The organism is Serinicoccus sediminis (assembly GCF_004153545.1).
GTDB lineage: Bacteria > Actinomycetota > Actinomycetes > Actinomycetales > Dermatophilaceae > Ornithinicoccus > Ornithinicoccus sediminis_A.
The window spans coordinates 1-24,122 of the sequence record NZ_SDVA01000002.1 but is presented as its reverse complement, the minus strand read 5'-3'; the positions used below and the strand labels follow the sequence as shown (position 1 = coordinate 24,122).

24 protein-coding genes are annotated in these 24,122 nt (G+C 73.7%); 12 read left to right on the top strand and 12 right to left on the bottom strand.

Features of this window, described 5'->3' with window-relative positions; genetic code table 11:
- Positions 1 to 15 precede the first annotated feature (15 nt).
- From EUS26_RS02595 to EUS26_RS02575, 5 genes are all read left to right on the top strand, one after another.
- Positions 16 to 1,245 carry a ThiF family adenylyltransferase gene (locus tag EUS26_RS02595; protein ID WP_130011628.1) on the top strand — a complete coding sequence of 410 codons (1,230 nt, stop codon included), beginning with the start codon at positions 16 to 18 and terminating at the stop codon, positions 1,243 to 1,245.
- Positions 1,245 to 1,829, top strand: coding sequence for a molybdenum cofactor guanylyltransferase (mobA, locus tag EUS26_RS02590; RefSeq protein WP_130011627.1), 585 nt, complete (start codon positions 1,245 to 1,247; stop codon positions 1,827 to 1,829). The genes EUS26_RS02595 and mobA overlap by 1 nt, the downstream gene beginning before the upstream one ends.
- A 65-nt stretch (positions 1,830 to 1,894) precedes the next feature.
- A complete protein-coding gene (locus EUS26_RS02585) occupies positions 1,895 to 2,134 on the top strand; it encodes a MoaD/ThiS family protein (protein WP_130011626.1) in 240 nt (79 codons plus the stop codon).
- 219 nt (positions 2,135 to 2,353) lie between these two features.
- Entirely contained in the window at positions 2,354 to 3,769 is a 1,416-nt protein-coding gene (locus EUS26_RS02580; RefSeq protein WP_130011625.1) for an ABC transporter substrate-binding protein, read from the top strand.
- A 5-nt stretch (positions 3,770 to 3,774) separates the two neighbouring features.
- On the top strand, positions 3,775 to 5,580 hold the full coding sequence (locus EUS26_RS02575) for a purine-cytosine permease family protein (RefSeq protein ID WP_202865019.1): 1,806 nt from the start codon (positions 3,775 to 3,777) through the stop codon (positions 5,578 to 5,580).
- Between the two features lie 54 nt (positions 5,581 to 5,634).
- Here the strand turns inward: EUS26_RS02575 and moaA are convergent, their stop codons facing one another.
- Genes moaA through EUS26_RS02560 form a run of 3 tightly spaced genes read right to left on the bottom strand, consistent with a single transcriptional unit; the run spans position 5,635 to position 7,780 of the window.
- The gene (gene moaA / locus EUS26_RS02570; protein WP_130011624.1) at positions 5,635 to 6,666 is read right to left on the bottom strand and encodes a GTP 3',8-cyclase MoaA; all 1,032 of its coding nucleotides are present in this window, start codon (positions 6,664 to 6,666) and stop codon (positions 5,635 to 5,637) included.
- Complete coding sequence (locus tag EUS26_RS02565; RefSeq protein WP_130011623.1) at positions 6,660 to 7,208, bottom strand: MogA/MoaB family molybdenum cofactor biosynthesis protein; 549 nt, start codon at positions 7,206 to 7,208, stop codon at positions 6,660 to 6,662. The genes moaA and EUS26_RS02565 overlap by 7 nt, the downstream gene beginning before the upstream one ends.
- A 20-nt stretch (positions 7,209 to 7,228) precedes the next feature.
- Complete coding sequence (locus EUS26_RS02560) at positions 7,229 to 7,780, bottom strand: MarR family winged helix-turn-helix transcriptional regulator (RefSeq protein WP_238148782.1); 552 nt, start codon at positions 7,778 to 7,780, stop codon at positions 7,229 to 7,231.
- Between the two features lie 66 nt (positions 7,781 to 7,846).
- Here EUS26_RS02560 and EUS26_RS02555 point away from each other — a divergent pair, with 66 nt between their 5' ends.
- Positions 7,847 to 10,186 (top strand): MMPL family transporter, encoded by a 2,340-nt coding sequence (locus EUS26_RS02555; protein ID WP_130011622.1) that lies wholly within the window; start codon positions 7,847 to 7,849, stop codon positions 10,184 to 10,186.
- A gap of 94 nt (positions 10,187 to 10,280) precedes the next feature.
- On the opposite strand, the gene EUS26_RS02550 is transcribed toward EUS26_RS02555, so the two are convergent.
- The 5 genes from EUS26_RS02550 to EUS26_RS02530 form a co-directional block, all read right to left on the bottom strand.
- A complete protein-coding gene (locus EUS26_RS02550) occupies positions 10,281 to 10,694 on the bottom strand; it encodes a hypothetical protein (protein ID WP_130011621.1) in 414 nt (137 codons plus the stop codon).
- A gap of 236 nt (positions 10,695 to 10,930) precedes the next feature.
- A complete protein-coding gene (locus EUS26_RS02545) occupies positions 10,931 to 11,749 on the bottom strand; it encodes an ABC transporter ATP-binding protein (protein ID WP_130011620.1) in 819 nt (272 codons plus the stop codon).
- On the bottom strand, positions 11,746 to 12,795 hold the full coding sequence (locus EUS26_RS17265; protein ID WP_130011619.1) for a FecCD family ABC transporter permease: 1,050 nt from the start codon (positions 12,793 to 12,795) through the stop codon (positions 11,746 to 11,748). The genes EUS26_RS02545 and EUS26_RS17265 overlap by 4 nt, the downstream gene beginning before the upstream one ends.
- Positions 12,792 to 13,850, bottom strand: coding sequence for a FecCD family ABC transporter permease (locus EUS26_RS02535; protein ID WP_130011618.1), 1,059 nt, complete (start codon positions 13,848 to 13,850; stop codon positions 12,792 to 12,794). Before EUS26_RS02535 ends, EUS26_RS17265 begins: the two co-directional genes overlap by 4 nt.
- Positions 13,847 to 14,911 carry an iron-siderophore ABC transporter substrate-binding protein gene (locus EUS26_RS02530; RefSeq protein ID WP_130011617.1) on the bottom strand — a complete coding sequence of 355 codons (1,065 nt, stop codon included), beginning with the start codon at positions 14,909 to 14,911 and terminating at the stop codon, positions 13,847 to 13,849. The genes EUS26_RS02535 and EUS26_RS02530 overlap by 4 nt, the downstream gene beginning before the upstream one ends.
- Positions 14,912 to 15,014: 103 nt before the next feature.
- Between EUS26_RS02530 and EUS26_RS02525 the strand changes: the two genes are divergently transcribed.
- A complete protein-coding gene (locus EUS26_RS02525) occupies positions 15,015 to 15,845 on the top strand; it encodes a siderophore-interacting protein (protein ID WP_130011616.1) in 831 nt (276 codons plus the stop codon).
- Between the two features lie 24 nt (positions 15,846 to 15,869).
- On the opposite strand, the gene ilvA is transcribed toward EUS26_RS02525, so the two are convergent.
- Entirely contained in the window at positions 15,870 to 17,192 is a 1,323-nt protein-coding gene (gene ilvA / locus EUS26_RS02520) for a threonine ammonia-lyase IlvA (RefSeq protein ID WP_238148781.1), read from the bottom strand.
- Positions 17,193 to 17,413: 221 nt separating this feature from the next.
- Here ilvA and EUS26_RS02515 point away from each other — a divergent pair, with 221 nt between their 5' ends.
- From EUS26_RS02515 to EUS26_RS02505, 3 genes are read left to right on the top strand one after another with little or no spacing between them, the layout of a single operon-like run.
- The gene (locus EUS26_RS02515; RefSeq protein WP_165368478.1) at positions 17,414 to 18,688 is read left to right on the top strand and encodes an ABC transporter substrate-binding protein; all 1,275 of its coding nucleotides are present in this window, start codon (positions 17,414 to 17,416) and stop codon (positions 18,686 to 18,688) included.
- Positions 18,685 to 19,560 carry a carbohydrate ABC transporter permease gene (locus EUS26_RS02510; protein ID WP_130011614.1) on the top strand — a complete coding sequence of 292 codons (876 nt, stop codon included), beginning with the start codon at positions 18,685 to 18,687 and terminating at the stop codon, positions 19,558 to 19,560. Before EUS26_RS02515 ends, EUS26_RS02510 begins: the two co-directional genes overlap by 4 nt.
- Positions 19,557 to 20,402 (top strand): carbohydrate ABC transporter permease, encoded by an 846-nt coding sequence (locus EUS26_RS02505; protein WP_238148780.1) that lies wholly within the window; start codon positions 19,557 to 19,559, stop codon positions 20,400 to 20,402. Before EUS26_RS02510 ends, EUS26_RS02505 begins: the two co-directional genes overlap by 4 nt.
- Before the next feature lie 23 nt (positions 20,403 to 20,425).
- On the opposite strand, the gene EUS26_RS02500 is transcribed toward EUS26_RS02505, so the two are convergent.
- Positions 20,426 to 21,445, bottom strand: coding sequence for a 6-phosphofructokinase (locus tag EUS26_RS02500; protein WP_130011613.1), 1,020 nt, complete (start codon positions 21,443 to 21,445; stop codon positions 20,426 to 20,428).
- A 189-nt stretch (positions 21,446 to 21,634) separates the two neighbouring features.
- On the opposite strand from EUS26_RS02500, the gene EUS26_RS02495 reads away from it, so the two are divergent.
- Entirely contained in the window at positions 21,635 to 22,246 is a 612-nt protein-coding gene (locus EUS26_RS02495; protein WP_130011612.1) for a biotin transporter BioY, read from the top strand.
- A 13-nt stretch (positions 22,247 to 22,259) separates the two neighbouring features.
- Here EUS26_RS02495 and EUS26_RS02490 read toward each other — a convergent pair whose 3' ends face one another.
- Positions 22,260 to 23,231 (bottom strand): hypothetical protein, encoded by a 972-nt coding sequence (locus tag EUS26_RS02490; RefSeq protein WP_130011611.1) that lies wholly within the window; start codon positions 23,229 to 23,231, stop codon positions 22,260 to 22,262.
- 10 nt (positions 23,232 to 23,241) lie between these two features.
- Positions 23,242 to 23,664, bottom strand: coding sequence for an SAM-dependent methyltransferase (locus EUS26_RS02485; RefSeq protein WP_130011610.1), 423 nt, complete (start codon positions 23,662 to 23,664; stop codon positions 23,242 to 23,244).
- Between the two features lie 77 nt (positions 23,665 to 23,741).
- Between EUS26_RS02485 and EUS26_RS02480 the strand changes: the two genes are divergently transcribed.
- Positions 23,742 to 24,122: cation:proton antiporter domain-containing protein (locus tag EUS26_RS02480; protein WP_202865018.1), on the top strand; the 381-nt coding region annotated here is incomplete at its 3' end.

Here is a 24,122-nt window from a genome sequence, read left to right as displayed (position 1 = left end):
GTGCACACTGGGTGCATGACCCCGCTGCCGCCGCTGGTCGAGCCCGGCCCCCCGCTCACGCCCGAGCAGGTCTCGCGGTACTCGCGGCACCTGCTGGTGCCGGGTCTGGGCATGGCCGCGCAGCGGCGGCTGCTGGCCGCCCGGGTGGCCGTCGTCGGGGCGGGCGGCCTCGGCAGCCCGGTCCTGGCCTACCTGGCCGCCGCCGGCGTCGGTCACCTGACCGTCATCGACGACGACGACGTCGACGTCACCAACCTGCAGCGGCAGGTCATCCACCGCGCCGAGTCCGTGGGCACCCCCAAGGGGGCCTCCGCCGCGGCCTTCGTGCGCGGTCTCAACCCCGACGTGGAGGTCGAGGTGCGGCATACCCGCATCGAGGCGGCCAACGCGGAGGAGCTGCTGCGGGGGCACGACGTGGTGCTCGACGGGGCCGACAACTTCCCCACCCGGTATGCCGTGTCCGACGCCTGCGTCGCGCTCGGGCTGCCGCTGGTGTGGGCGGCCGTGCTGCGCTTCGACGCCCAGCTCTCGACCTTCGTGCCCGGCGTGGAGGACGCCGTGTCGCTCCGAGACCTCTTCCCGGTCCCGCCCCGCGCGGAGGACGTCCCGAGCTGCTCCGAGGCGGGGGTGCTGGGGGCGCTCGTCGGTCAGGTCGGCTCGATCATGGCCGCGGAGGTGGTCAAGCTCGTCTGCGGCTTCGGGGAGCCGCTGGTCGGGCGGGTGCTGCTGGTCGACGCGCTCACACAGCGCACCCGGGAGGTGCCGTTGCGCCCGGTCGGTGCCGTGGTGCAGCCGGAGCAGCGCGAGCAGCTGCGGCCGGTCGTGCCGCTGCCCGAGGTCGGCCCGCGGGAGGTCGCTGCGATGCTCGGCGCGCCCGACGTCGCGGTCGCGCCGCCAGCAGCGCCGGGCGGCGAGCCCCCCACCGCCCCCGGCGTCATCGGCTCGTGCCCGACGGGTGACGGCCGTGCGGTGGCACCCGTGGTGCTGGACGTGCGCGAGCCGGCGGAGCACGAGCTGGGCACCGTCCCCGGCGCCCTGCTCGTCCCGGTCGGCGAGGTCCTCAGCTGGGAGGACCTCGACCACCACCTGCCGCCGGGGCCGGTCGTCGTGTACTGCAAGGCGGGGCCGCGGGCCCAGCGGGCGGCCGCCCACCTGGTCCGTCTCGGGCACGCGGACGTGGCCGTCATGACCGGCGGGATCCTGGGGTGGATCGAGCAGGTCGACCCGAGCCTGCCGAGCTACTGATGGCTCCCCGTCTGCCGGCCGTCGACCTGCTGGTCCTCGCCGGGGGCCGGGGAGACCGCCTCGGCGGTGCCGACAAGGCGGCCCTCGTCGTCGGGGGCCGGAGCCTGCTGGACCGCGTGCTCGACGTGGACCTCGGCGGCCGGGTCGTCGTGGTCGGCGACACCCCCGTCCCGGAGGGTGTCGGGCGCACCCTGGAGGACCCTCCCGGCGGCGGCCCGGTGGCCGGGATCGCCGCCGGGCTCACGGCGCTCATCGGTCCGGCCCGCCGTCAGACGGCCTGGGTCGCGGTCTGCGCGGTCGACCAGCCACACGCCGCCGGTGTCCTCGCCCGGCTGAGGGCCGAGCTGCCCGGGGTGGGCCGTGGCGTCGACGCCCTGTGCCCGTCCGACGGCACCGGGCGCCGCCAGTGGTTGCTGGCGGTCTACCGGCGCGCCTCGCTCGAGGCCGCCCTGCGCCGCCTCGGAGCGCCACGGCACGCGTCCGTGCGCTCCCTGGTCGCCGACCTGCGGTGGGGCGAGGTCGAGGTCGACCCGGGTCGTCTGGGTGACATCGACACGCGGGAGGACCTCCGACGCTGGGAGTAGCGCCCGGTCAGCCCGACGGGGATCCGCGCGACCGTTGCCGCAGGACCGTCTGCGACACTGGCGGCATGGCGACGGTGAGGTTCTTCGCCGCGGCCGCCGAGGCCGCCGGCACCGAGAGCGAGCGCGTGGATGCCGACGACCTCGGCTCGTTGCTCGCCGAGCTCCGCGAGCGCCACGGTGCCGAGCTGGCCCGGGTCCTCGGGCTGAGCACCGTGCTGCACGACGGGCAGTACGTCTCCGACCCGGCCCTGCCCCTGGGCCACGACGACGTGCTCGACGTGCTGCCGCCCTTCGCCGGTGGCTGAGCCCGCACACCCCACCGCGGTCGCCGCACGGGCGCGATCCGCCCCCTGTTGACACGCCCAGCCCTATGGCGTTGGCTGGACTCAGTCTCATCTGTGCATCGCATGATGCTCGTCTGAGCGCTGGTGCCGTCAGCTCGGGGCGGGGTGTAGGTACCCAGGCCCGGGGTGCCGGTCATCCGTTCCCGCCGGTGCGGGTGTCCTTGACGAAGGAGTCGACACATGCGACCACGGCCGACCTCACCCGCTCGGCGGCGAGCCCTCCCGCGTCCGGCGCGGCGGACCGGTGGCCTGGTCGGCGTGCTGACGCTGCTGGTGCTGGCCGGGTGCAGCGGCGAGGAGGACACCGGCCCCGACACCCTCACCGTCGCCGTCGTCGACAACGGCGACTTCGACGTGCTGCAGGAGCTCAGCACGGCCTTCCTCGACGAGCACCCCGGCATCGAGATCGAGTGGGTCCGCGAGAGCGAGAACGAGCTGCGCGAGACGGTCTCGACCGACGTCGGGACGGGGGCTGGCCGTTTCGACGTCGCCTCGGTGGGGACCTACGAGGCGCAGGTCTGGGCCGGTGAGGAGCTGCTGACCCCGCTGACGGACATGCCGGAGGGGTTCGACCCCGACGCCTTCGTCCCCGAGGTGCGCGAGGCGCTCAGCGCGGACGGAGCCGTGCAGGCGGCGCCGTTCTACGGCGAGTCCAGCATGACGATGTACCGCACCGACCTGCTCGAGGAGGCCGGCGTCGAGCTGCCCGACGAGCCCACGTGGGACGACGTCGTGTCCGCCGCGACCGCCGTCGAGGAGCAGACCGGCACCGCCGGGGCCTGCATCCGCGGCAAGGCCGGATGGGGTGAGAACGGCGCCGTCCTCACCTCCATGGCCCACTCCTACGGCGCCCGCTGGTTCGACGAGGACTGGCGTGCACAGCTCGACAGCGAGCAGTGGCGCTCGGCCGCCGAGACCTACCTCGCGCTCGCGGCGCTGGCCCCGGACGGCGTCGCCGAGGCCGGCTACGCCGAGAACCTCGCGCTGTTCCAGGAGGGTGAGTGCGCGATCTGGGTCGACGCCACCTCGGCCGCGGGATTCGTGACCGACCCCGACGCCTCGTCCGTCGCCGAGGACGTCGGCTTCGCCCGGGCGCCCGGCACGGACGAGGGTCGTCCGAGCAACTGGCTGTGGTCGTGGGCGCTGGCGATCCCCGCGTCCTCGGACAACCCCGAGCTCGCGCGCGAGTTCGTCACCTGGGCGACGTCGAGCGAGTATGCCGCGCTCGTCGCGCAGGACCGGGGCTGGGCGGCGGTCCCGCCGGGGAGCCGGGTCGACCTCTACGACAACCCCGACTACCTGGAGGCGGCCGAGCCCTACGCCGAGCTGACCCTGGAGGCGATCCGCAGCTCCGACATCGCGGAGCCGAGCACCCAGCCGGTGCCCTACGTCGGCATGCAGTACGTCGACGTGCCGGCCTTCCAGAGCCTGGGCAACGCCGTCGGCCAGCAGCTGACCCAGGCCATCACCGGTGACCTCGACCTGGAGGAGGCGCTGGAGCGCAGCCAGTGGGTCGCCGACCAGACCATCGAGCAGACCCGACTGCTCGCCGACCAGGAAGACGCCGCGGCCGACTCCGAGAGCACCGAGGACTGACGACGATGGCACGGACCACCGAGCAGATCGACCGCCAGATCGCCAACACCGACCCCGAGCTGCTGCCCGTCGGCGAGCACGAGAAGCACGGGGCCAAGCACTTCGCCGGTCTCTACGCCGCCGAGAACGTCGCCGGCACCGAGTTCGTCTTCGGCGCCACCTTCGTCATCCTCGGCGCCGGGATCTGGGACGTCCTCATCGGCCTGCTCATCGGCAACGCCCTGGCCGTCCTCACCTTCTGGCTCATCACCACCCCGGTCGCACGGGAGGTCGGGCTGAGCGTCTACACCTACCTCCTGAGGTTCGGGGGAGGCGCCATATCGCGGATCTACAACCTGGCCAACGCCATCGTCTTCGCCGTGATCTCGGCCGCCATGCTCACCGTGTCGGCGACCGCGGTCCAACGGGTGATCGGCATCCCGACGCAGGCGGAGGCATACCCCACCCACCTCGGATTCGTCATCCTCGTCGTGGCCTTCAGCATCGTCGCCGTGCTCGTCGCGGTCTTCGGGTTCAACGCGCTCGCGGAGTTCGCGACCATCTGCGGGCCCTGGCTCGCGACGATGTTCACCGTCGGTGGCCTCGTGCTGCTGCCGGCCGTCGCCGAGTCCGTCACCGGGGTGACCACGATCGGCAGCTTCGGCGAGTTCGTCGACATCGCCGGGGCGACGGTCTTCACCGGCGTCACGCCGGAGGGGGAGCCCGGCATCGGGATGATCGAGGTGGCCGGCCTAGCCTGGGCGGCCAACAGCTTCGCGCACGCGGGCATGATCGACATGGCGCTGCTGCGCTACGCCCGGAAGGGGTGGCACGGGCTGATGACCTCGACCGGCATGCTCTTCGGACACTACGTCGCCTGGTTCTCCGCCGGCCTCATGGGCGCCGCCACCGCCGCGCTCACGCTGACGAGCATCACCGTGCTGTCCCCGGGTGACGTCTCCTGGGTGGCGCTGGGCTGGGCCGGCTACGTCACCGTCGTCGTCGCGGGCTGGACGACCGCCAACGCCAACCTCTACCGCGCGGGGCTGGCCACCCAGGGTGTCTTCCCGTCGATGTCGCGCGGGCGGGCGACCCTCATCGTGGGCGTCATCGTCGTGGTCGTCGCGTGCTTCCCGTTCGTCTACCGCAACTACGCGCCGCTGGTCACCTGGGCCGGGGTCCTCCTGGCGCCGGTCGGCGGCATCGTGTATGCCGAGCACAAGCTGTTCCCGCGCTTCGGCCTCACGGAGTACTGGGCACGCTTCAAGGGGGTCACCAACGTGCCCGCCATCATCGCCTGGGCCACCGCCTTCGGCCTGGGGGCCGTGCTCAACATCACCCAGATCATCTCGCCCTACTTCGCCTTCGTGCCCGCGTGGATCGTCGCCAGCCTGCTCTACGTCGCCCTGGCCCGACGGGCCGGGGCAGCCGACGACTACACGGACGAGGTGAGGGACAACGAGCTGTTCCTCGAACGGGCCCAGGCGTTCAAGCGCGAGCTGGCCACGTCCCTGCCGGGGCACGTCAAGGACACGTCCACGCTGACCCGGGTGCTGCGGGGGGTCTGGATGCTCGCGCTCGCCGTCATCCTCGTCGACGCCCTGGTGGTCTTCCTCGCCAGCCCGGACATCTACACCTACCTGACGCAGCGCAACACGTTCTACACCATCGCCATCACCGGCACGGTGGTCTACTTCGTGGCCGCCTACTGGGAGCTGCGGCGGGGCAAGACGCTCGACCGGCGGGCGCACGAGAAGGCCCGGGCCGACGCCGGCAGCGGTGGCGACGGGGGCGAGGGCGGCGAGAAGGAGCCGGTCGGCGCGGCGGTCTGACCCGGCCGGCCACGGTGGCGTGGTGTCCTCGGTCCCGCCCGGACGTAGAGGTGCTCAGCCGCCGATGGCGCTCATCGGCCGGGGCGGCTGCAGGAAGTCGGGCTGGTTGATGCCGTGCCCGGGCAGCTTGGCGGTGATCGAGGCCCGCAGCAGCGCCGCGAGGTCGTCGTCCGAGGCGCCGGCGCGCAGGGGGGTGCGCAGGTCGGTCTCCCCGGCGGCGAAGAGGCAGTTGCGGATCATGCCGTCGGCGGTGAGCCGCACCCGGTCGCAGCTGCCGCAGAAGGGCATGGTCACCGAGGCGATGGCGCCGACCGTGCCCAGCGGCTCGACCTCGGGGCCGGCCCCCCACGGCCGCACGTCGAAGAGCTCGGCCGGTGCGCTGCCCCTCGACTCGTCCGGTTGCGGGGTGAGGTCGTAGCCGGTGCGCAGCTTCGCGAGGATCTCCGCGCCGCTGATCATCTGCGAGCGGTCCCAGCCGTGCTGGGCGTCCAGCGGCATCTGCTCGATGAAGCGCAGCTCGTAGGCGTGCTCCAGGGCGAAGGTCAGGAGCGCCACGACGTCCTCGTCGGCGTCGTTGATCCCGCGCATGAGGACGGTGTTGATCTTCACCGGGACGAGCCCGGCCTCGGCGGCCGCGTGGATGCCGGCGAGGGTGTCGGCGAGGCGGTCCCGCTTGGCGAGCGCGATGAAGACGTCACGGCGCAGGGTGTCGAGGCTGACGTTGACCCGGGTTAGGCCGGCCTCGCGCAGAGCTGCGGCGTTCTTGGCGAGGCCGATGGCGTTGGTCGTCATGGACACCTCGGGCGCCGGGTCCAGCGCGGAGATGCCGGCGACGACGTCGACGAGGTCGCGGCGCAGCAGCGGCTCCCCGCCGGTGAGCCGGACCTCCTCGATGCCCATGGAGACCGCGACGCCGGCGAGGCGCACGACCTCCTCGGTGGTGAGCATCGTCGCCCGGGGCAGCCAGGGCACGCCGTCCTCGGGCATGCAGTAGGTGCAGCGCAGCGAGCAGCGGTCGGTCACCGAGATGCGCAGGTCGCGGTGCACCCGGCCGTAGCCGTCGACCAGGGGCTCACGGGTCACCACGTGTGGTCACCCCCGCTGACCTGGGACAGCACGTGCCGCAGCAGCGGTCCGATGATGTCCATCCCCTCCGTGACGGCCGCGGGGCGACCGGGCAGGTTGATGACCAGGGTGCCGCCGACACCGCGCTCCTGCGGCCAGTCGACGACCCCCACCACGCCGCGGGACACCGCCGCGAAGGGGGTCTGCCGGGAGCCCTCCCGGCGCAGAAGCTCGGCCATCCCGGGGTTCTCCCGGGTGATGACCTGGCGGGTCCCCTCCGGCGTGAGGTCACGCGGGCCCATGCCGGTGCCACCGGTGGTCACCACGAGGCGGGCCCCGTCGGCGACGGCGTCACGCAGCGCCCCGGCGACCGACTCGACGCCGTCCGGGACGACGACCGAGGAGGAGACGGCATACCCGAGGTCGCGCAACGCGGCGACCAGGAGTCGCCCGCTCTCGTCCTCGCGGCGCCCGTCGGAGCTGCGGTCGGAGACGGTGATCGCCACGGCCCCCGGGCGCCCGGGCAGCTCGTCCTGCGTGTGCTCGCCAGCCTGCTGGCTCATCTGCCCAGTCTAGGTGCGTGTCAGAGCAGGCGCCCGACGGCCCGGTCCGCGTCGGTGAGGAAGCGCAGCACGACCTCGCGCTCGGCCTCGGTGAGCGAGGCCTCGACCTGCGCGAGCTCGGCGAACATCGGCATGAGGTGGCCCATGAGCTCCTCGCGACCGCTGGGGGTGGCCACGACGGCGGTGCGGCGGCGGTCCGTCGGGTGCGGCTGCCGTTGCGCGTGCCCGCGGGCGACGAGCCGGTCGACGATGCCGCTCGCGGCGGCGGTCGTGACCCCGAGCCGCTGGGCGAGCTCGCTCGGGCCGGCCGGGTCCTCCATGAGGTGCTCCAGCACCGCCAGCTCGGTATGCGTGAGCCCGGCCCGGCGGGCGAGCGCCGGGGTCGCGCGGCGGCCGCTGTCGAGCAGGCGTCGCAGGGTGTCGAGCACCGGACCGGGCTGCCACGCGTCGACCCACTGGCTCTGCGGGCCGAGAGCGGGGGGTGTGCCCACGGCCTCGCCGGTGCTCGGCCCGGCAGCAGATGCGGTGCTCGGGCTCGTCACCGCCGGGCGGTCCGTGCTACGTTCGGTCACGAAATTGCTCACTTAGTTAGGTAGTTGCCTGACGACCGAGCCCCAGCCTACGCCGGAGGACACCCGATGTCTCGCCTCGTGACCACGCTGACCGCTCCCCGGTCCTGGATCATCGCCCTGGTCGGGCTGCTGCTCGGCGTGTTCCTCATCGCCGGCGTGGGCCAGGCCGAGCGGACCGCCTCGCCGCTGGACACCCTGCCGGCCGGCTTCGACAGCACGCAGGGCCAGGAGCTGCTGGAGGAGCTGCCCGAGGAGAGCAGCAAGACCGCGATCGTGCTCTTCACGGCCGACTCCGCGATCGAGGAGCAGCTGCCCGACCTCGCAGGGCTCATGGAGGACGTCGCTCCCGAGGGGGCCGAGCCACCTGCCACCGGGGGGTCCGGCGAGGGGGAGGGGGCCCCGGCCGGTGATGGCGTGGACGCGACCGCGGCGCCGGAGGGGGCCGGTGCGCCCGAGGGTGCCGAGGGAGGCGGTGCGCCCGAGGGGTCCGAGGGGGCCGGTGCGCCCGAGGGGTCCGAGGGGGCCGGTGCGCCCGAGGGTGCGGGGCAGGAGGCCGGTGGTCCTCCGCCGGGGCTCGCGGGTGAGTTCCCCGTCATCCCGTCCGAGGACGGCACGGCCGCGATCAGCGTCATCGCGCTGGACGCCCCGACGGCGACCGACACCCAGGAGGTCGTGACCCAGCTGCGCACGGACCTTTCCGACGGGGTGCCCGACGGGGTCACCGCCCAGGTCACCGGGCCGGCGGCGATCGAGGCCGACCTGGCCTCCGTCTTCGACGGCGCCAACATCACCCTGCTGGGGACGACCGCCGCGGTGGTGGCGCTGCTGCTCATCGTGACCTACCGCAGCCCGGTGCTGTGGATCATCCCGCTGCTCGTCGTCGGCGTCGCCGACCAGACCGCGGCGAGCGCCGCGACGCACGTGCTCAAGCTCTTCGGGATCCCGTGGGACGAGTCGACCATCGGCATCCTGTCCGTCCTCGTCTTCGGTGCCGGCACCAACTACGCCCTGCTGCTCATCAGCCGCTACCGCGACGAGCTGCGCACCCACTCCTCGCGGCACGAGGCCATGGCCCTGGCCCTGCGCCGGGCCTCCGAGGCCATCATCGCCAGCGCCAGCACGGTGGTCGTCGGGGTGCTCTGCCTGCTGCTCTCGGTCTTCCCCTCGACCCGCGGTCTGGGCCTGGCCTGCGCCGTCGGCGTCCTGGTGGCCATGGCCTTCGTCCTGCTCGTGCTGCCCGGGGCGCTGGTGGTCTTCGGGCGGTGGGTCTTCTGGCCGCAGGTGCCGCGCGAGGGGCAGGCGGTCCTCGCCGAGTCCCGTTCGCTGTGGCGCCGCATCGGTGACGCGGTCGCGAAGGCGCCCGCGGCATACATCGCCGGGACCCTCACGCTGCTCGCCGCCCTCGCCTTCGGCATCACCCAGATCAGCAGCGGGCTGGCGCCGGAGGACCAGTTCCTCGAGACGCCCGAGGCGATCACCGCGGCGGAGCGGCTCGGCGAGTCCTTCCCCGCCGGGACCTCCGACCCGCTCGTCGTCGTCACGCGAGGCGACCAGGAGCAGGTCGACGAGCTCGCGTCTGCGGTCGAGGACGTCGAGGGCGTGACCCAGGTGACGCCGGTCGAGCCGGTCGACGGCATCGGCCAGGTGCAGGTCGTGCTGGAGGCGGAGCCCGGCAGCGACGCCGCGCAGGAGACCGTGGGCGAGGTGCGCGCCGCGCTGGACGGGTATGCCGACACCCACGTCACCGGCGGAGACGCCTCGGCGCTCGACGAGTCCGACGGCAACGTCCGCGACCGCTTCGTCGTCATGCCGCTCATCCTCGCGCTGGTGCTGCTGGCGCTCATGGGGCTGCTGCGCTCGGTGCTGGCGCCGATCATCCTCGTCGCCTCGGTCGTCGCGACCTTCTGCGCCGCCATCGGCGTCTCGTGGTGGCTGTTCACCGGGGTCTTCGGCTTCGGGGCGATCGACGCCAGCATGCCGCTGCTGGCCTTCCTCTTCCTCGTCGCGCTGGGCGTGGACTACAACATCTTCCTCATCACCCGGACGTTGGAGGAGGCCGGTGTGCACGGGACCCGCGACGGGGTCCTGCGCGCGCTGGGCGCGACCGGCGGCGTCATCACCTCGGCCGGCATCCTGCTGGCGGCGGTCTTCGCCGTGCTCGGCGTGCTGCCGCTCGTCGTGCTGGCCCAGATCGGTGTCGTCATCTGCATCGGTGTGCTGCTCGACACGCTGCTGGTGCGGACGGTGCTCGTGCCCGCGATCGTCCGGGTGCTCGGGGAGCGCTTCTGGTGGCCGCGGCGGGTGGACCACGCCGGCCGGCACCGCCCCGACGAGGAGACGGGCCCGGCGGCCGGGGATGCGGGCGGGGCCGAGCTGGCCCCCGCCGGCGCACCGGACGCGCGGTAGGGCCGCACAGGACGCGCGGTAGGGCCGCACAGGACGCGCGGTAGGGCCGCACAGGACGCGCGATAGGGCCGCACAGGACGCGCGGTGAGGATGGTCAGGGGCCGCTGATCGCCTTCTCGTGCCAGGTATGCAGCAGCGCCACCTCGTCGTCGGCCGGCTTCATCCCCTCGACCAGGGTCCTGCGGGCCTCACCGCGGATGACCAGGCGCTCCGGGTAGCTAGGAGCCGGCCGGATCTCGGTGACCTCGCTCCACGGGACCAGGCGACGGCCGTAGAACCAGTGGCGGTGCAGGCCTTCGGAATCGGCGGTGACGGTCAGCGCACCGGTCAGCGTCAGGACGAGCAGCGCGGCCGTGCCCAGCACGAAGACGAGGTCCAGGACCGTCCAGACGGTGCCGTCCCGACCACCGCCGGCCAGGCGGAGCACGTTCCCGGCGAGGAGGAGGGACCACAGGCCGACCGTGCACCAGTACCAGGTGCGGGTCGGAGGGATCTGGACGCGCGGCATACCCCCATCGTGACAGTCACGACGCCGCTGCTCCTGCCGTCACATCGTCCGCGCCAGGCATGCCCACGAGACGGGTCTGGTGCGCACCGTGAGTCCTGTGCGTCCTGACCGCACGTCCTGTGCGCCCTGACCGCGCGTCCTGTGCGTCCTGTCTGCGCGTCCTGTGTGTCCTGACCGCGCGTCCTGTGTGTCCTGACTGCGCGTCCTGTGCGTCCTGACCGCGCGTCCTGTGCGGTTCAGGCGTGCCCGACGGGCTGGGCGGCGTGGTGGCGGCCGATGGGCAGGACCATCGGCTTGCTGGAGACGGGGTCGGCCACCACCTGGCTGCGCATGCCGAAGACCCGCTCGACGGTCTCGGTCGTGAGCACCTCCTCGGGCGGCCCGCCCGCGAGCAGCCGGCCGTCGCACATCGCGACGAGGTGGTCGGCGTAGCGCGCGGCGAGGTTGAGGTCGTGCAGCACCATGACGATCGTCGTGCCGCGGGTGCGGTTGAGGTCGGTGAGCAGGTCGAGCACCTCGATCTGGTGACAGATGTCGAGGAAGGTCGTCGGCTCGTCGAGGAGCAGGATGTCGGTCTGCTGGGCCAGGGCCATGGCGATCCAGACCCGCTGCCGCTGGCCCCCGGACAGCTCGTCCACGGACCGGTCGACCAGGTCGGTCGTCCCGGTGAGCTCGAGCGCCTCCTCGACCGCCTGCTCGTCGGCGACCGCCCACCGCGACAGCATCCGCTGGTGCGGGCTGCGTCCGCGGGCCACGAGGTCGGCGACCGCGATGCCCTCGGGCGCGATCGGGCTCTGGGGCAGCAGCCCCATGGTGCGGGCCACCGCCTTGGTGGGCTGGGTGTGCACGGCCTTGCCGTCCAGCAGCACGTGGCCCTGGGTCGGCGCGAGAAGCCTCGACAGCGCGCGCAGCAACGTGGACTTGCCGCAGGCGTTGGCGCCGACGATGGTCGTGATGCGGCCCGGGGGGACGGTGAGGTCGAGGCCGTCGACGACGGTGCGGTCGCCGTAGCCAAGGCTGACGTGCTCGGCGACGAGGGTGTGGGAGTCGGTCACAGCGAGCCTCCGGCGCGGTTGGTGCGGACGAGCAGGTAGACGAGGTAGGGCGCACCCAGCACCCCGGTGATGACCCCGACCGGGTAGCGGGTGCCGAAGAGGTGCTGGCCCGCCAGGTCGGCGGCGAGCACGAGCAGCGCGCCGGTGAGGGCGGCAGGGGCCATGAGCGACCCGCCGGGTCCCACGACACGCGCGGCGATCGGCCCGGCGAGGAAGGCGACGAACGCGATGGGCCCGGCGGCCGCCGTGGCGAACGCGATGAGCGCGACCGCCGCCACGATGACCGTCAGCCGGGTGCGCTCGACGCGCACCCCGAGGGCGCTGGCGGTGTCGTCGCCGTGCTGCAGCAGGTCCAGCTGACGGGACTGGGAGAGCAGGGCCGGCATGAGCACGAGCGCGGCCACGACGAGGGGCAGGACGATGCCCCAGGTGGCGCCGTTGAGACTGCCGGTCAGCCAGCGCATCGCGACCTGCAGGTCCCACGCGGCCGCGCGCACGATGACGTAGGCGACGAGCGAGTCCAGCATCGCCGCGATGCCGATGCCGATGAGGATGAGCCGGGTGCCGAGGACCCCGTCCCGGTAGGCCAGCAGGTAGATGACCAGCGCCGTCACGAGGGCGGCCGCGATGGCCATCGCGGACACCAGCGCCTCGTCCACCCGCAGCACGACGATGCCGACGACGGCCGCCGCGCTCGCGCCCGCGCTGATGCCGATGATGTCGGGGGAGGCGAGCGGGTTGCGCAGCATGGTCTGGAAGGTCACGCCCGCCATCCCCAGCGCGGCCCCGGCGACGAGCCCGAGGACGGCGCGCGGCAGCCGCAGGGTGCCGACGGTGAAGGACGCGCCGGGAACGTCCTGGCCGAGCACGACCCGCCACACCTCGCCGGGTCCGTAGAACGTCTGCCCGACCATGAGGCTGACGACGAAGAGGACGAGCACCAGCACGCCGAGGAGCCCGGCGGCGCGGCGGCGGCTCGCGGCGCGCCGCCGCCGGCCTGCGCGCAGCGGGGAGGGGTCGGGACGGGTCGTGTATGCCGTGCTCACAGCGCCCTCGCCCGCATGCGGCGCACGATGGCGATGAAGACCGGCGCCCCGATGAGCGCGGTGATGATGCCCACGTCGACCTCCGCGGGCCGCGCCACCACGCGCCCGACGACGTCGGCCAGCGTCAGCAGGACCGCGCCGACCAGCAGCGAGAGCGGGAGCAGCCACCGGTGGTCGGTGCCGACGACGAGCCGGCAGGCGTGCGGCACGACGAGCCCCACGAACCCGATGGGTCCGGCCACCGCGGTGGCCGCGCCGCAGAGCGTGACCGCCCCGACCGCGGCCAGCGCGCGGGTCAGCGCCACCCGCTCCCCCAGGCCGGCGGCCAGGTCGTCGCCCAGCGCCAGCGAGTTGAGGCCGCGCGCCACGGCGAACGACATGAGGGTGCCGGCGAGGAGGAAGGGCAGGGCGACGAGGATCTTCTCCGGGGTCGCACCGCCGACCCCGCCGATCTGCCAGAAGCGGAAGGAGTCCATCACCTGGATGCGCGGCAGCAGGATCGCGCTGACCAGCGAGGAGAAGGCGGCCGACAGGGCCGCGCCGGCCAGCGCCAGCTTGAGCGGGGTGGCACCGCCGCGGCCCATCGAGCCGATGGCGTAGACGACGGCCGCGGCGAGCGCGGCGCCCACGATCGCCACCCAGACGTAGCCGGTGGCGGTGCCGAGACCGAAGAAGGCGATGCCGATGACGACCGCCAGGGAGGCGCCGGAGGTCACCCCGAGGATCCCCGGGTCGGCGAGGGGGTTGCGGGTCACGCCCTGCATGACCGCGCCGGCCAGGCCGAGCGCGGCGCCGACGAGCATGGCCAGGACGGTGCGCGGGATGCGCTGGGCGACGGCCGCCTGTGAGATGTTGTCCTGCGCGCCGCCGAGGGCGGCGACGAGGTCGGCATATGCGATCTCCCGGGCGCCGAAGGTGACCGACAGGATGCCGGCCACCAGCAGCGCGCCGAGCGCCACGACCAGGGTCGTGACGCGGTAGGCGCGCGTGCCGACCCGCCGGCGCGCTGCGGGGGCAGGCGCGTCCGGCGGGGCGGCGGTGAGGGTGTCGGTCACCGGCTCTTCTCTGCGGCGGCGGAGACCAGGTCGAGGAAGTCGGTCAGACCCCACTCGAGGGCGAGCGGCGAGGGGTTCGCGGCGGCGGCGAGGGGGGTGTCGTTCTCCAGCATGACGACGGCGCCGTCCTCGACGGCCGGGATCTCCGACACGAGGGCGTCGTCCTGCAGCTGGGCCAGCAGGGCGTCGTCCCCGTAGGTCACCAGCAGGTCGACGTCCCCGAACAGGTCGGCGTTCTCCGCGCTGACCGTCTCGTAGAACGTCTCGCTCTCGGCGGAGCGCTCGGCGACCAGCTCGGGGGTCGTCATCCCGAGCTCCTCGAGGAACAGCGCCCGCGGGTCGTGGGTGGTGTAGAAGCCGACCTGGCTCAGGTCGTCGGTGCTGTGCGAGCTGAACATCGCGCTCATGCCCTCCAGCTCCGGGTAGTCGGCCACGGTGTCGGAGACGTAGCCCTCCAGCTCCTCGACGAGCGCGTCGCCCTCGTCGGCCATGCCCAGCGCCTGGCTGTTGAGCTCGACCATCTGCTGCCAGGTCGTGCCCCACGCGAGCTCCGGGTAGGCCACCACCGGCGCGATCTGGCTGAGGGTGTCGTACTCCTCCTGGGTCAGGCCGGAGTAGGCGGCCAGGATGACGTCGGGCTGGGTGTCGGCCACGGCCTCGAAGTCGATGCCGTCCGTCTCGTCGAAGAGGACCGGGGTCTCGGCGTCCATCTCGGCGAGCGCGTCCTCGACCCACGGCAGCACGCCGTCGCCGTCGTCGTCACCCCAGGTCGCCTCGCTCATGCCCACCGGCACCACGCCGAGGGCGAGCGGCACCTCGTGGTTGGCCCAGGCCACGGTGGCGACCCGCTCGGGCTCCTCCTCGATGGTGGTCTCGCCGAAGGCGTGCTCGACGGTGACCGGGAAGGCGCTGTCGGAGGCCTCGCCGGTGCTGCCGGAGGTCTCACCGCCCGCTCCGTCGCCGGGGTCGTCCGAACCGCTGGAGTCACCGCAGGCGGACAGCGCCAGGGCGAGGGTGAGCGCCGAGGCGGCGCCGAGGACACGGCCGCGAGAGGAACGCATGGATCTCCTTAGTCGAGTTAGGCAAGGCGAACCTAATGTATATGCTGGCCCCGGTGGTCGGTACCACCAGCCCCGTCGCCCACACCGCAGGAGAAGGATCCGCATGGCGAAGAGCAACCTCCAGGCCACCCGGCGCAAGCCCCGGGCCGCGCGGGCGCTGCGCCTGCGGGTGCGCGGTGCGTACCGGCCCACCCCGACCTACGCCCGGATCACCCTGGGCGGGGACGACCTGGCCGACTTCGAGCCGATGGGTGACGACCAGTGGTTCCGGCTCTTCCTGCCCACCGGGGGCCCGGAGTCGCTGCGCCACGTGCCGGATCAGCTGAGCACGGCGGCCTACGCCCGCTTCATGCTCGTCCCGGCCGCGGAGCGCCCGGTCATCCGCAACTACACGGTGCGGGCCTACCGCGAGCACGGGGTGGACGGGCCCGAGCTGGACGTCGACTTCGTCGTCCACGGCAGCGAGGCGGCCGGTGACGCCGGGCCGGCGTCCCTGTGGGCGCAGCGGTGCGAGGTGGGGGACGAGGTCGCCGTCATCGACGAGGGGGCGATCTACCACCCGGTCGAGGACGCGGCCCTCCTGCTCGCCGCCGACGAGTCGGCCCTGCCGGCGCTCGCCGGCATCCTGCGGGACGCCCCGAGCGACGCCCGCGGCACCGCCGTCGTCGAGGTGCCGCACCCCGACGACCGCCAGGCGCTCGCGGCGCCGGAGGGCATCGACGTCCGCTGGGTCGTGCGGCCGGCGGGGAGCAGGCCCGGCGCCGCCGTCCTCGCGACGCTGCGGGACGTGCCGGTGCCCGAGGGGCCCGTGTATGCCTGGGTCGCCGGCGAGTCCGACCTCGCGACCGCCGCGCGTCGCCACTGGGTACGGCACGGCATACCCAAGTCGCACATCAGCTTCTGCGGCTACTGGAAGGCCGGCACCAGCCACTGACCCGCCGGCGCCTCGCGTCGGGGCTCAGAGGATGAAGCGGAAGAGCGGGCTGTCCGGCTGGATGGGCTCGATCTGCAGCGAGCTGGCCCGCATCCGGTCGAGCAGCGGCGCGAGGTCGTCGCGCGCGCCGAGCTCGATGCCCACCAGCGCGGGCCCGGTCTCGCGGTTGTTGCGCTTGACGTACTCGAACAGCGCGATGTCGTCGTCCGGCCCGAGCACCTCGTCGAGGAACTGCCGCAGCATCCCCGGCTCCTGCGGGAAGTCGACGAGGAAGTAGTGCTTGAGGCCCTCGTGGATGAGCGAGCGCTCCATGACCTCGGGGTAGCGCAACAGGTCGTTGTTGCCGCCGGACACCACGACCACCACGGTCAGCCCGCCGAGGTCGCCCAGGGCGTCCAGCGCGGCGGGGGCCAACGCGCCGGCGGGCTCGGCGATGATCCCCTCGCTCTGGTAGAGCCGGATCATCTCCGTGCAGATGCGGCCCTCGGGGACCGCGACGAGCTCGGGGGTATGCCGTCGCACCACCTCGAAGGTGTGCCGCCCGACCTTCTGCACCGCGGCCCCGTCCACGAAGCGGTCGATCTCCGCCAGGGCGACCGGCTCGCCGGCCCGGGTCGCCGCCATCATGCTCGCGGCGCCGGCCGGCTCCGCCGCGACGACGCGGACCCCCGGCGCCTGCTCCCCGAACCAGGTGAGGCACCCGGCGAGCAGCCCGCCGCCGCCGCACGGCACGACGACGACGTCCGGCGGTCCGGGCAGGTCCTCGCTGATCTCGCGGGCGATGGTGCCCTGTCCCGCGATGGTGTGCGGGTGGTCGAAGGCCGGCACGAGGGTGGCGCCGGTCCGCTCGGCGTCGGCCAGCGCAGCCGCCGCGGCCTCGTCGTAGGTCCGGCCGCCGACCACGACCTCCACCCAGTCGCCACCGATGTCGGCCACCCGGTCGCGCTTCTGCCGGGGCGTGGTGGCGGGCAGGTAGATCCGGGCGCCGACGCCCAGGGTCGCGCAGGCGTGGGCGACGCCCTGGGCGTGGTTGCCGGCGCTCGCGCACACGACCCCCGCCCAGATCTGCTCGCTGTCGAGCTGGCCGATGAGGTTGGCGGCGCCGCGGCCCTTGTAGGACCGCACCGGCTGCTGGTCCTCCCGCTTGAGCCATACGCTGGCACCGGTCTGCTCCGACAGCCGGGTGCTGCGCTCGAGAGCCGTGCGGCCCACCCGGTCGGCGATCCGCTGCGCGGCCTCCTCGATGTCGGCCGCGGTCGGCAGCGGCCCGAGAGTCGCGGCCGCCGGTGCGGTCCGGGCGCCCGCCGACCCACCGGCCGGGCTCGAGGCTGAGGTGGGGGAGGGCATACCCCGATCCTAAGCCCGGCTGACGTGACGTCAGGCAGGCATTGCGTCGGGTGTGGCCGCTTGGAGTCGCCCCCGCCCCGGGGCTCGCATACCGTGACCGTGCCCCGCTCCGGACCGACCCCTGGAGCGCACATGACACGACACGACACCGTCCGACTCCTCGCGACTCCCAGACCGAGGTGAGGGACGGCACCACGGCGCCGGCCGGACGATCCCTGCGCGTGACACGCAGGGCCGCTCTGCTGGGCGCCGCCACCGCATGCCTGTCCGGCTGCACCGGGTTCCGGCTGCCGGACTCCGGCGCCGACCGGCCCACCGACGTGCTGCAGCTGACCCTGTGGGCCGGGCCCGAGGAGGAGGCCGCCTTCCGCGCCCTGGCCGACGGCTTCCGCGCGGAGACCGGGGTCGAGGTGCGGCTGCAGATCGTGCCGTTCTCCCAGACCCTCACCACCGTCGACACCGGCCTGCGCACCGGCGCGCCGCCCGACCTGTTCCGGGTGACCTACAACGACATCGGGCTCTACCGCAGCCAGGGCGTGCTGCGCGCCCTGGACCCCTCGGTGGCCGCCGAGCTGGAGCCTGCGGTCGCCGAGCAGTTCTGGGCGGCGGTGACCGACGAGGACGGCACCTTCGGGGTGCCGCACCACACCGACACCTCGATGGTCCTCGTCAACACCGCGGCCGCCGAGGCCGCCGGCGTCACCGACGTGCCGGAGAGGCTCGACGACGCCTGGACCTGGGAGGAGTTCCTCGACGTCTCCCGCCGGGTGGCCGACAGCGCCGGCGCAGGCCGGACCGCGCTGGCCGTCAACTGGCAGCAGGCGGGGGCGTACCGGTGGCTCAACTGGGTCGACCAGGCCGACGGGCGGCTGCTCTCCGAGGGGCTGGACGACGCCGCCCCGGACCCCTCCGCCGTCGTCGCAGCGCTCGACGTCACCCGCACCTTCTTCCGGGAGGGGCTGACGCCCAGCTCGGCGCTGCCCAAGAGCAGCCAGTACACCGACCAGCTCTTCGGTGCGCAGACCGTCGCCATGGCGTTCGTCGGCAGCTTCACGCTGCCGGGCCTCGAGGTGCCCTTCGACTGGGTCGCGACCCCCCTGCCACGGCAGCGGCGGGCCAGCGCCGACCTGGGCGGCAACGCCCTCGCCGTCGTCGACGGGCCGCGCGCCGAGGCCGCGGCCGCGTTCGCGGCATACTGCGTCGGCGCCCAGCAGCAGGCGGACTTCTGCACCGCCACCGGGGTGCTGCCGACCCGCACCGACGTCGACGCCGCCGGGCTGGACTTCCCGGCCTACCCCGAGGTGATGCAGCAGTACGTCGAGCAGGTCACGGTCGTGCAGCCGGACCTGGTCCGGCAGGTGACGGTGCCGCAGTTCAACGCGGTCAACAGCACCCTCGTCGACCAGCTCGAGCTCGCGTTCCTCGCCGGGGAGCGCCCCGCGGACCAGGTCGCCGACGACCTGCTCCGGGCCGTGGCCGCGGAGGTGGCCCGGTGACCGCGCGCGTCCGGGAGCACCTCACGTCCTACGCCATGCTGCTCCCGGCGCTCGTGCTCTTCGGCGTCTTCCTCTTCGCGCCGCTCGTCAGCGCTGTCGTCACGAGCTTCACCTCCGACAGCGGGGTGGGGGCTCCGGAGTGGGTCGGGCTGGGCAACTACCGCCGGATGCTCGACGACGACGCCTTCTGGCGGGCGTCCTTCAACACCGTCCTGCTCGCGGGAGTCTCGGTGCCGCTGGCGCTCGGGCTCGGGCTGGGCATCGCCATGCTGCTGCAGGGCGAGGTCCGGGGCCGGGCGCTCTTCCGCAGCATCGTCCTGGCGCCGGTCGTCATCTCAGGTGTCGTCGTCGCGATGGCGGGGCGGTTCATCTTCGACGAGAACGTCGGCGTGGTGAACACCGCGCTCGGCTGGGTCGGCCTGGGGCCGGTGTCGTGGCAGTCCGGCGGTGGCCCGGCCATGCTCGTCGTCCTGCTCATGCTCACCTGGTCACGGGTCGGGCTGGCCGCGATCATCTACCTCGGGGCGCTGCAGAACGTCGACGACAACCTGCACGAGGCGGCCGCCCTCGACGGCGCCGGATGGTGGCATCGGCTGCGGCACGTGACCGTCCCGCAGATCCAGCCGACGACCTTCTTCCTCACGGTCATCCTCGTCATCGAGACCTTCCAGGTCTTCGACCTGGTGTGGGTGATGACCGGCGGCGGCCCGGGGCGGGCGACCGAGCTGCTCGTGACGTATGCCTACGCCGAGGGTTTCGAGGCCCGCCAGCTCGGCTACGGGACGGCGCTGGGCGTGGTCGTCTTCGTCGTCATCCTCGCCGCCACGGTCCTGTGGTGGCGGGCCCAGCGTGATGCGGAGGAGTCCCTGTGAGCACCACGACCGCCACCCCGACCGAGCGCCGGGAGCGCACGGGGCGCCGCTGGCGCTTCGCCGCGCTGCTGCTCATCTCGCTGGTCTGGCTCTTCCCGCTGGTGTGGATGACCCTCACCGCGCTATCCCCGCCGGGCAGCCTCGTCGGCGGCGGCCTGCCACGGCTCGGCGACCTGGGCCTCACCACGGTGCGCGAGGCGGTCGCCACCTACCCGGTGACCACGTGGGCGGTGAACTCGCTCGCCATCGCGGTCGTCGCCGTCGTGCTCACCGTCGTGGTGGACCTGCTGGCGGGCTACGTGCTGGCCAAGCGGCGCTTCCCCGGTCGGGCCGTGGTGCTCATGGCGATCGTCGCGACCCTGATGATCCCGGTGCAGGTCCTGCTCATCCCGCAGTTCGAGCTGGTGGCCCGGCTCGGGTGGGTCAACTCCTACTGGGCGGTCATCGTGCCGCGGTCGGCGGAGGCCTTCGGCATCTTCCTGGCCCGGCAGTACCTCATGTCGATCCCGGACGAGCTGCTCGAGGCGGCGCGGCTGGACGGCGCCAACCAGTGGCAGGTCTTCACCCGGGTGATCCTGCCGCTGGCGCGGCCCCTGGTCGCGGTCCTGGTCGTCATGACCTTCATGTACCGCTGGAACGAGTTCGCCTGGCCGCTGGTCGCGCTGCGCGACCCGGACCTCTACACCCTGCCGGTCGGACTGGCCTTCCTGCAGGGGCAGTACGCCACCGACTACCCGACGCTCATGGCCGGCGCGCTGCTGTCGATGCTGCCGATCCTGCTGCTCTTCGTCGTGGCGCAGCGGTTCTTCGTCGCCGGCCTCGCGCGCAGCGGGCTCAAGTGAGGCACACCGCGGGCTGAGGGGCCTCAGCCGAACATGATCGCGGCCTCGTCCCACTGGTCGCGCGGCACGAGCTTGAGCTCGCTCGTGGCGTCGCGCAGGTTGACGTTGACGATGTCCATGCCGGAGAGCGCGACCATGGTGCCCCACTTCTTCGCGCTGACCGAGTCGATCGCCGCGGTGCCGAAACGGGTGGCGAGCACCCGGTCGTAGGAGCTGGGCACGCCGCCGCGCTGCAGGTGCCCGAGGGTGGTGTTGCGGGTCTCGATGCCGGTGTGCTCCTCGATGGCCCGGGTGACGGCCTCGCCGATGCCGCCGAGCAGCGGCCGGCCGAAGCCGTCGACCCGGTCGCTGGCCACCTGCTCGGCCCCGGCGAAGGTGAAGCCCTCGGCGACCACGATGGTCGGGGCGCGGCCGCGGTCCATGGCGCTCTGCACCCACTGGCACAGCTGGTCGGTGCTGACCGGCACCTCGGGGATGAGGATGGCGTGCGCCCCGCTCGCGATGCCGGCGTGCAGGGCGATCCACCCGACGTGGCGGCCCATGACCTCGACGACCATGCACCGGGAGTGGGCCTCGCCGGTGGTGCGCAGCCGGTCGATGGACTCGGTCGCGATGGAGACGGCGGTGTCGAAGCCGAAGGTCCGGTCGGTCGCGGAGAGGTCGTTGTCGATGGTCTTGGGCACGCCGACGACGTTGATGCCCTCGTCGTGGAACATCCGGGCCACGGTCAGCGTCCCCTCACCGCCGATCGCCACCAGGGCGTCGATCTCGTGCTTCTCCATGACCTCCTTGACCCGGTCGATGCCGCCGGTGCGGATCGGGCTGATCCGGGAGGTGCCCAGGATGGTGCCGCCGACCTTGGAGAGGCCGCGCACCCGCTTGCGCGGCAGCGGGACGACGTCGTCCTCGACCAGCCCGCGGAACCCGTCCTTGATGCCGACGAACTCGTGCTCGTAGATGCGGTCACCCTTGAGGACCACCCCGCGGATGACGGCGTTGAGGCCGGGGCAGTCGCCGCCCGAGGTCAGCAGGCCGATCTTCATGCAGTGTCCTTCGTCGGGGTCTCACAGGGCGGCAACGACATCGCGCCGGCCACCCCAGGGGGCGGTGACCGGCGCCAGTGCGGGTCCCAGGGTATGACGTGACGTCACCCGGGTGCCAGTCACCCACGGGGCTCCGCGTGCCGTCACGACGTCCCGCCGCGCGGACGCGGCTGTGGCATCCTGTGCCCCATGTCGACCGCCTCCGCCTCCTCCCACGCCCCCTCGCTCGTCCTCGCCGACCGGCTGCTGCCGCGGCGAGGGGTGCTCACCGACATCGGGCTCGTCGCCGGTGGCGTGGTGGTGGTCTCGCTGCTGGCCCTGGTGGAGCTCCGCATCGGGCCGGTCCCCATCACCGGGCAGACGCTGGGCGTCATGCTCGTCGGGTCGGCGCTGGGCATGCGCCGCGGCGCCGCGGCCCTGACGACCTACATGCTGGCGGGCCTGGCCGGGGCGCCGATCTTCGCCGGCGGTGCGGGCGGCCCGGCCTACCTCCTGGCCCCGTCCTTCGGCTTCATCATCGGCTTCGTCGCCGCCGCGGCGATCGCCGGGTGGGCCGCGGAGCGCGCCTGGGACCGGCACGTCGGGCTGGCCATGGTCGGCTTCCTGCTCGCCACGGCCGCCCCCTTCCTCGTCGGCGTGCCCTACATGGCCGGCATCCTCGGCATGACCGACCCGGCCGTCATCGCCGCGGCGGGCATCACCCCGTTCATCGTCCCGGGCATCATCAAGGCCGGGGTCGCCGCGGCGATCTTCCCGGCCGTGTGGGCGCTCGTGCGTCGCCTGGACTCCGGGCGCGACTGAGCGACCTGCGCCGTCACCCGGCGTCCTGCGCCTCCTCGAGCCGGCGCCGGGCCTCGTCCCGGGCGGCGCGGGCTTCGTCCAGGTCCTGGTCGGCGGCCTCCTGCTGCTCCTGCGCGGCGTCCGCGCGCTCCTGCGCGGTGGCCTCGTGCTGTTCGGCCTGGGCCAGCAGGCGGCGGGCCTGCTCCACCCCGGACCGGGCGACGTCCAGCTCGTCCTGCCGCCGCCCCGCCGCCGCCGCTGCCTGCTTCCGGGCCTCGCGCGCCCGGCCGACCTGCGCCTCGGCGTTCTCCAGCTCCTCCTGGAGCCGTCCCAGCACGGCGTCGGCCTCGTCGTCCGACCCGGGCCCGGAGTCATCGACAGCGTGCGTGCCCGCCTCGTCATCACTGCCCGCCTCGTCGCGCTCCTCCGCGTGCGCGTCAGCCCCGGCGCCACCACCCTCGATGCGGGTGAGCACGACCCCGGTGCTGGTGCGGGCCACCGCGTCGGCGACGTCCACCTCGCCGAAGCCGCTGTAGGCCAGCGCCCGGGTCAACGTCCCCCCGAGGACCACCTCGGTCGCGTCCGCCCCGGCCAGGGCCGCCACCCCCGTGTCGCGGACCTCGCTCTCGCCGCCCGCCGTGAGCGGCGCCGGCGCGTGCCGTCGGGCGGCCGCCACCCAGTCGGCGAGCACCGTGTCGCGCTCGGCGCGCAGCTCCTGCAGCCCGGTCACGTCCATCGCCGACTGGGCGTGCCGCAGCCGGGCCCCGACCTCGCGCAGCCTCTCGGCGGCCGGGTCCTCCGCGCGGACCAGGGCGTTGACCGCCGCCGCCGACACGCTGGGCTTGCGCAGCGCCCCGACCTGCGTGGCCAGGTCCCTGCGCCCCTGCGACCGCAGCCGGGCGACCCACTCCTTGCGGGTCGCGACGAACTCGGCGGGTGGGACGGCATACACGGCGGAGACCGCCTCGCGCAGCGCCTCGTCGGCCTCGTCCGCGTGCTCGTCCACGGGGCCCACGCTAGCCAGCGTCGCCCAGGTCGACCTCGCGCAGCGGGTCGCCCCCGTCGATCAGGAAGCGGCCGCCCGGGGTCAGCACGGCCGCGACCCGCCGACGCGCCGCATCCCCCGGGTGGCGACCGTCGAAGACCCCGACCCGGCAGGCGAAGGCGAGGTCGAAGGGCGCCTGCCCGCCCAGGTCGAGGTCGGCGGCGTCCACGCAGCGCACGGACAGCAGCCCCGCCGCGATCTCGACCGCGCAGGTGCGCTCGACGAGGCGGACGCCCGCGGGTGACCGGTCGACGACGTGCACGTGGCCCGCGCCGATGCGCCGCGCGACCTCGCGCGCCGCCGCCCCCGGTGCCCCTCCGATCTCGAGGACGCGCATCCCCGGGCGCAGCGGGAGGGCGTCGACGACCGCGGCAAGTCGTGGTGACAGCGCCATCCGGCCAGCCTAGGGCCGAGGCATCCCGACGCGCCGGTGAACGGGGCGAGGGGGCGCGGGGCTGGCAGACTGCGAGCGTGCCCCCCGCCCCGTACCTCGCCCTCGTGCTCGGGGTGGCCATCGTGTGCCAGCTCGCGGCATACCGGCTGCGGGTGCCCTCGATCCTGCTGCTGCTCGTGGTGGGCTTCGGGCTGGGGCAGTTCGTCAGCCCGGAGAGCGTGCTCGGCCGCGACCTGCTCTTCGCCGGGGTCAACCTGGCCGTCGGCGTCATCCTCTTCGAGGGGTCGCTGTCGCTGCGGTTCCGCGACCTGCGGGGCCTGAGCACAGCCGTCGTCCGGCTCTGCTCGGTCACGGTGCTCCTGGCGTGGGGGCTGACCACCCTGGCCGCCATCGTGGCCGGGGTCGAGTGGCAGCTCGCGCTGCTCATCGGCGCGCTGCTCGTGGTCACCGGCCCGACC

What these genes read in the sequence shown, in the direction of transcription:
- ilvA (WP_238148781.1), bottom strand. Translation starts at nt 17,192, where the DNA reads ATGCCCTCCCCCACCTCAGCCTCGAGCCCGGCCGGTGGGTCGGCGGGC.
- EUS26_RS02585 (WP_130011626.1), top strand. Translation starts at nt 1,895, where the DNA reads ATGGCGACGGTGAGGTTCTTCGCCGCGGCCGCCGAGGCCGCCGGCACC.
- EUS26_RS02575 (WP_202865019.1), top strand. Translation starts at nt 3,775, where the DNA reads ATGGCACGGACCACCGAGCAGATCGACCGCCAGATCGCCAACACCGAC.
- EUS26_RS02595 (WP_130011628.1), top strand. Translation starts at nt 16, where the DNA reads ATGACCCCGCTGCCGCCGCTGGTCGAGCCCGGCCCCCCGCTCACGCCC.
- EUS26_RS02500 (WP_130011613.1), bottom strand. Translation starts at nt 21,445, where the DNA reads ATGAAGATCGGCCTGCTGACCTCGGGCGGCGACTGCCCCGGCCTCAAC.
- EUS26_RS02580 (WP_130011625.1), top strand. Translation starts at nt 2,354, where the DNA reads ATGCGACCACGGCCGACCTCACCCGCTCGGCGGCGAGCCCTCCCGCGT.
- EUS26_RS02495 (WP_130011612.1), top strand. Translation starts at nt 21,635, where the DNA reads ATGTCGACCGCCTCCGCCTCCTCCCACGCCCCCTCGCTCGTCCTCGCC.
- EUS26_RS02525 (WP_130011616.1), top strand. Translation starts at nt 15,015, where the DNA reads ATGGCGAAGAGCAACCTCCAGGCCACCCGGCGCAAGCCCCGGGCCGCG.
- EUS26_RS02485 (WP_130011610.1), bottom strand. Translation starts at nt 23,664, where the DNA reads ATGGCGCTGTCACCACGACTTGCCGCGGTCGTCGACGCCCTCCCGCTG.
- EUS26_RS02555 (WP_130011622.1), top strand. Translation starts at nt 7,847, where the DNA reads ATGTCTCGCCTCGTGACCACGCTGACCGCTCCCCGGTCCTGGATCATC.
- mobA (WP_130011627.1), top strand. Translation starts at nt 1,245, where the DNA reads ATGGCTCCCCGTCTGCCGGCCGTCGACCTGCTGGTCCTCGCCGGGGGC.
- EUS26_RS02565 (WP_130011623.1), bottom strand. Translation starts at nt 7,208, where the DNA reads ATGAGCCAGCAGGCTGGCGAGCACACGCAGGACGAGCTGCCCGGGCGC.
- EUS26_RS02550 (WP_130011621.1), bottom strand. Translation starts at nt 10,694, where the DNA reads ATGCCGCGCGTCCAGATCCCTCCGACCCGCACCTGGTACTGGTGCACG.
- EUS26_RS02530 (WP_130011617.1), bottom strand. Translation starts at nt 14,911, where the DNA reads ATGCGTTCCTCTCGCGGCCGTGTCCTCGGCGCCGCCTCGGCGCTCACC.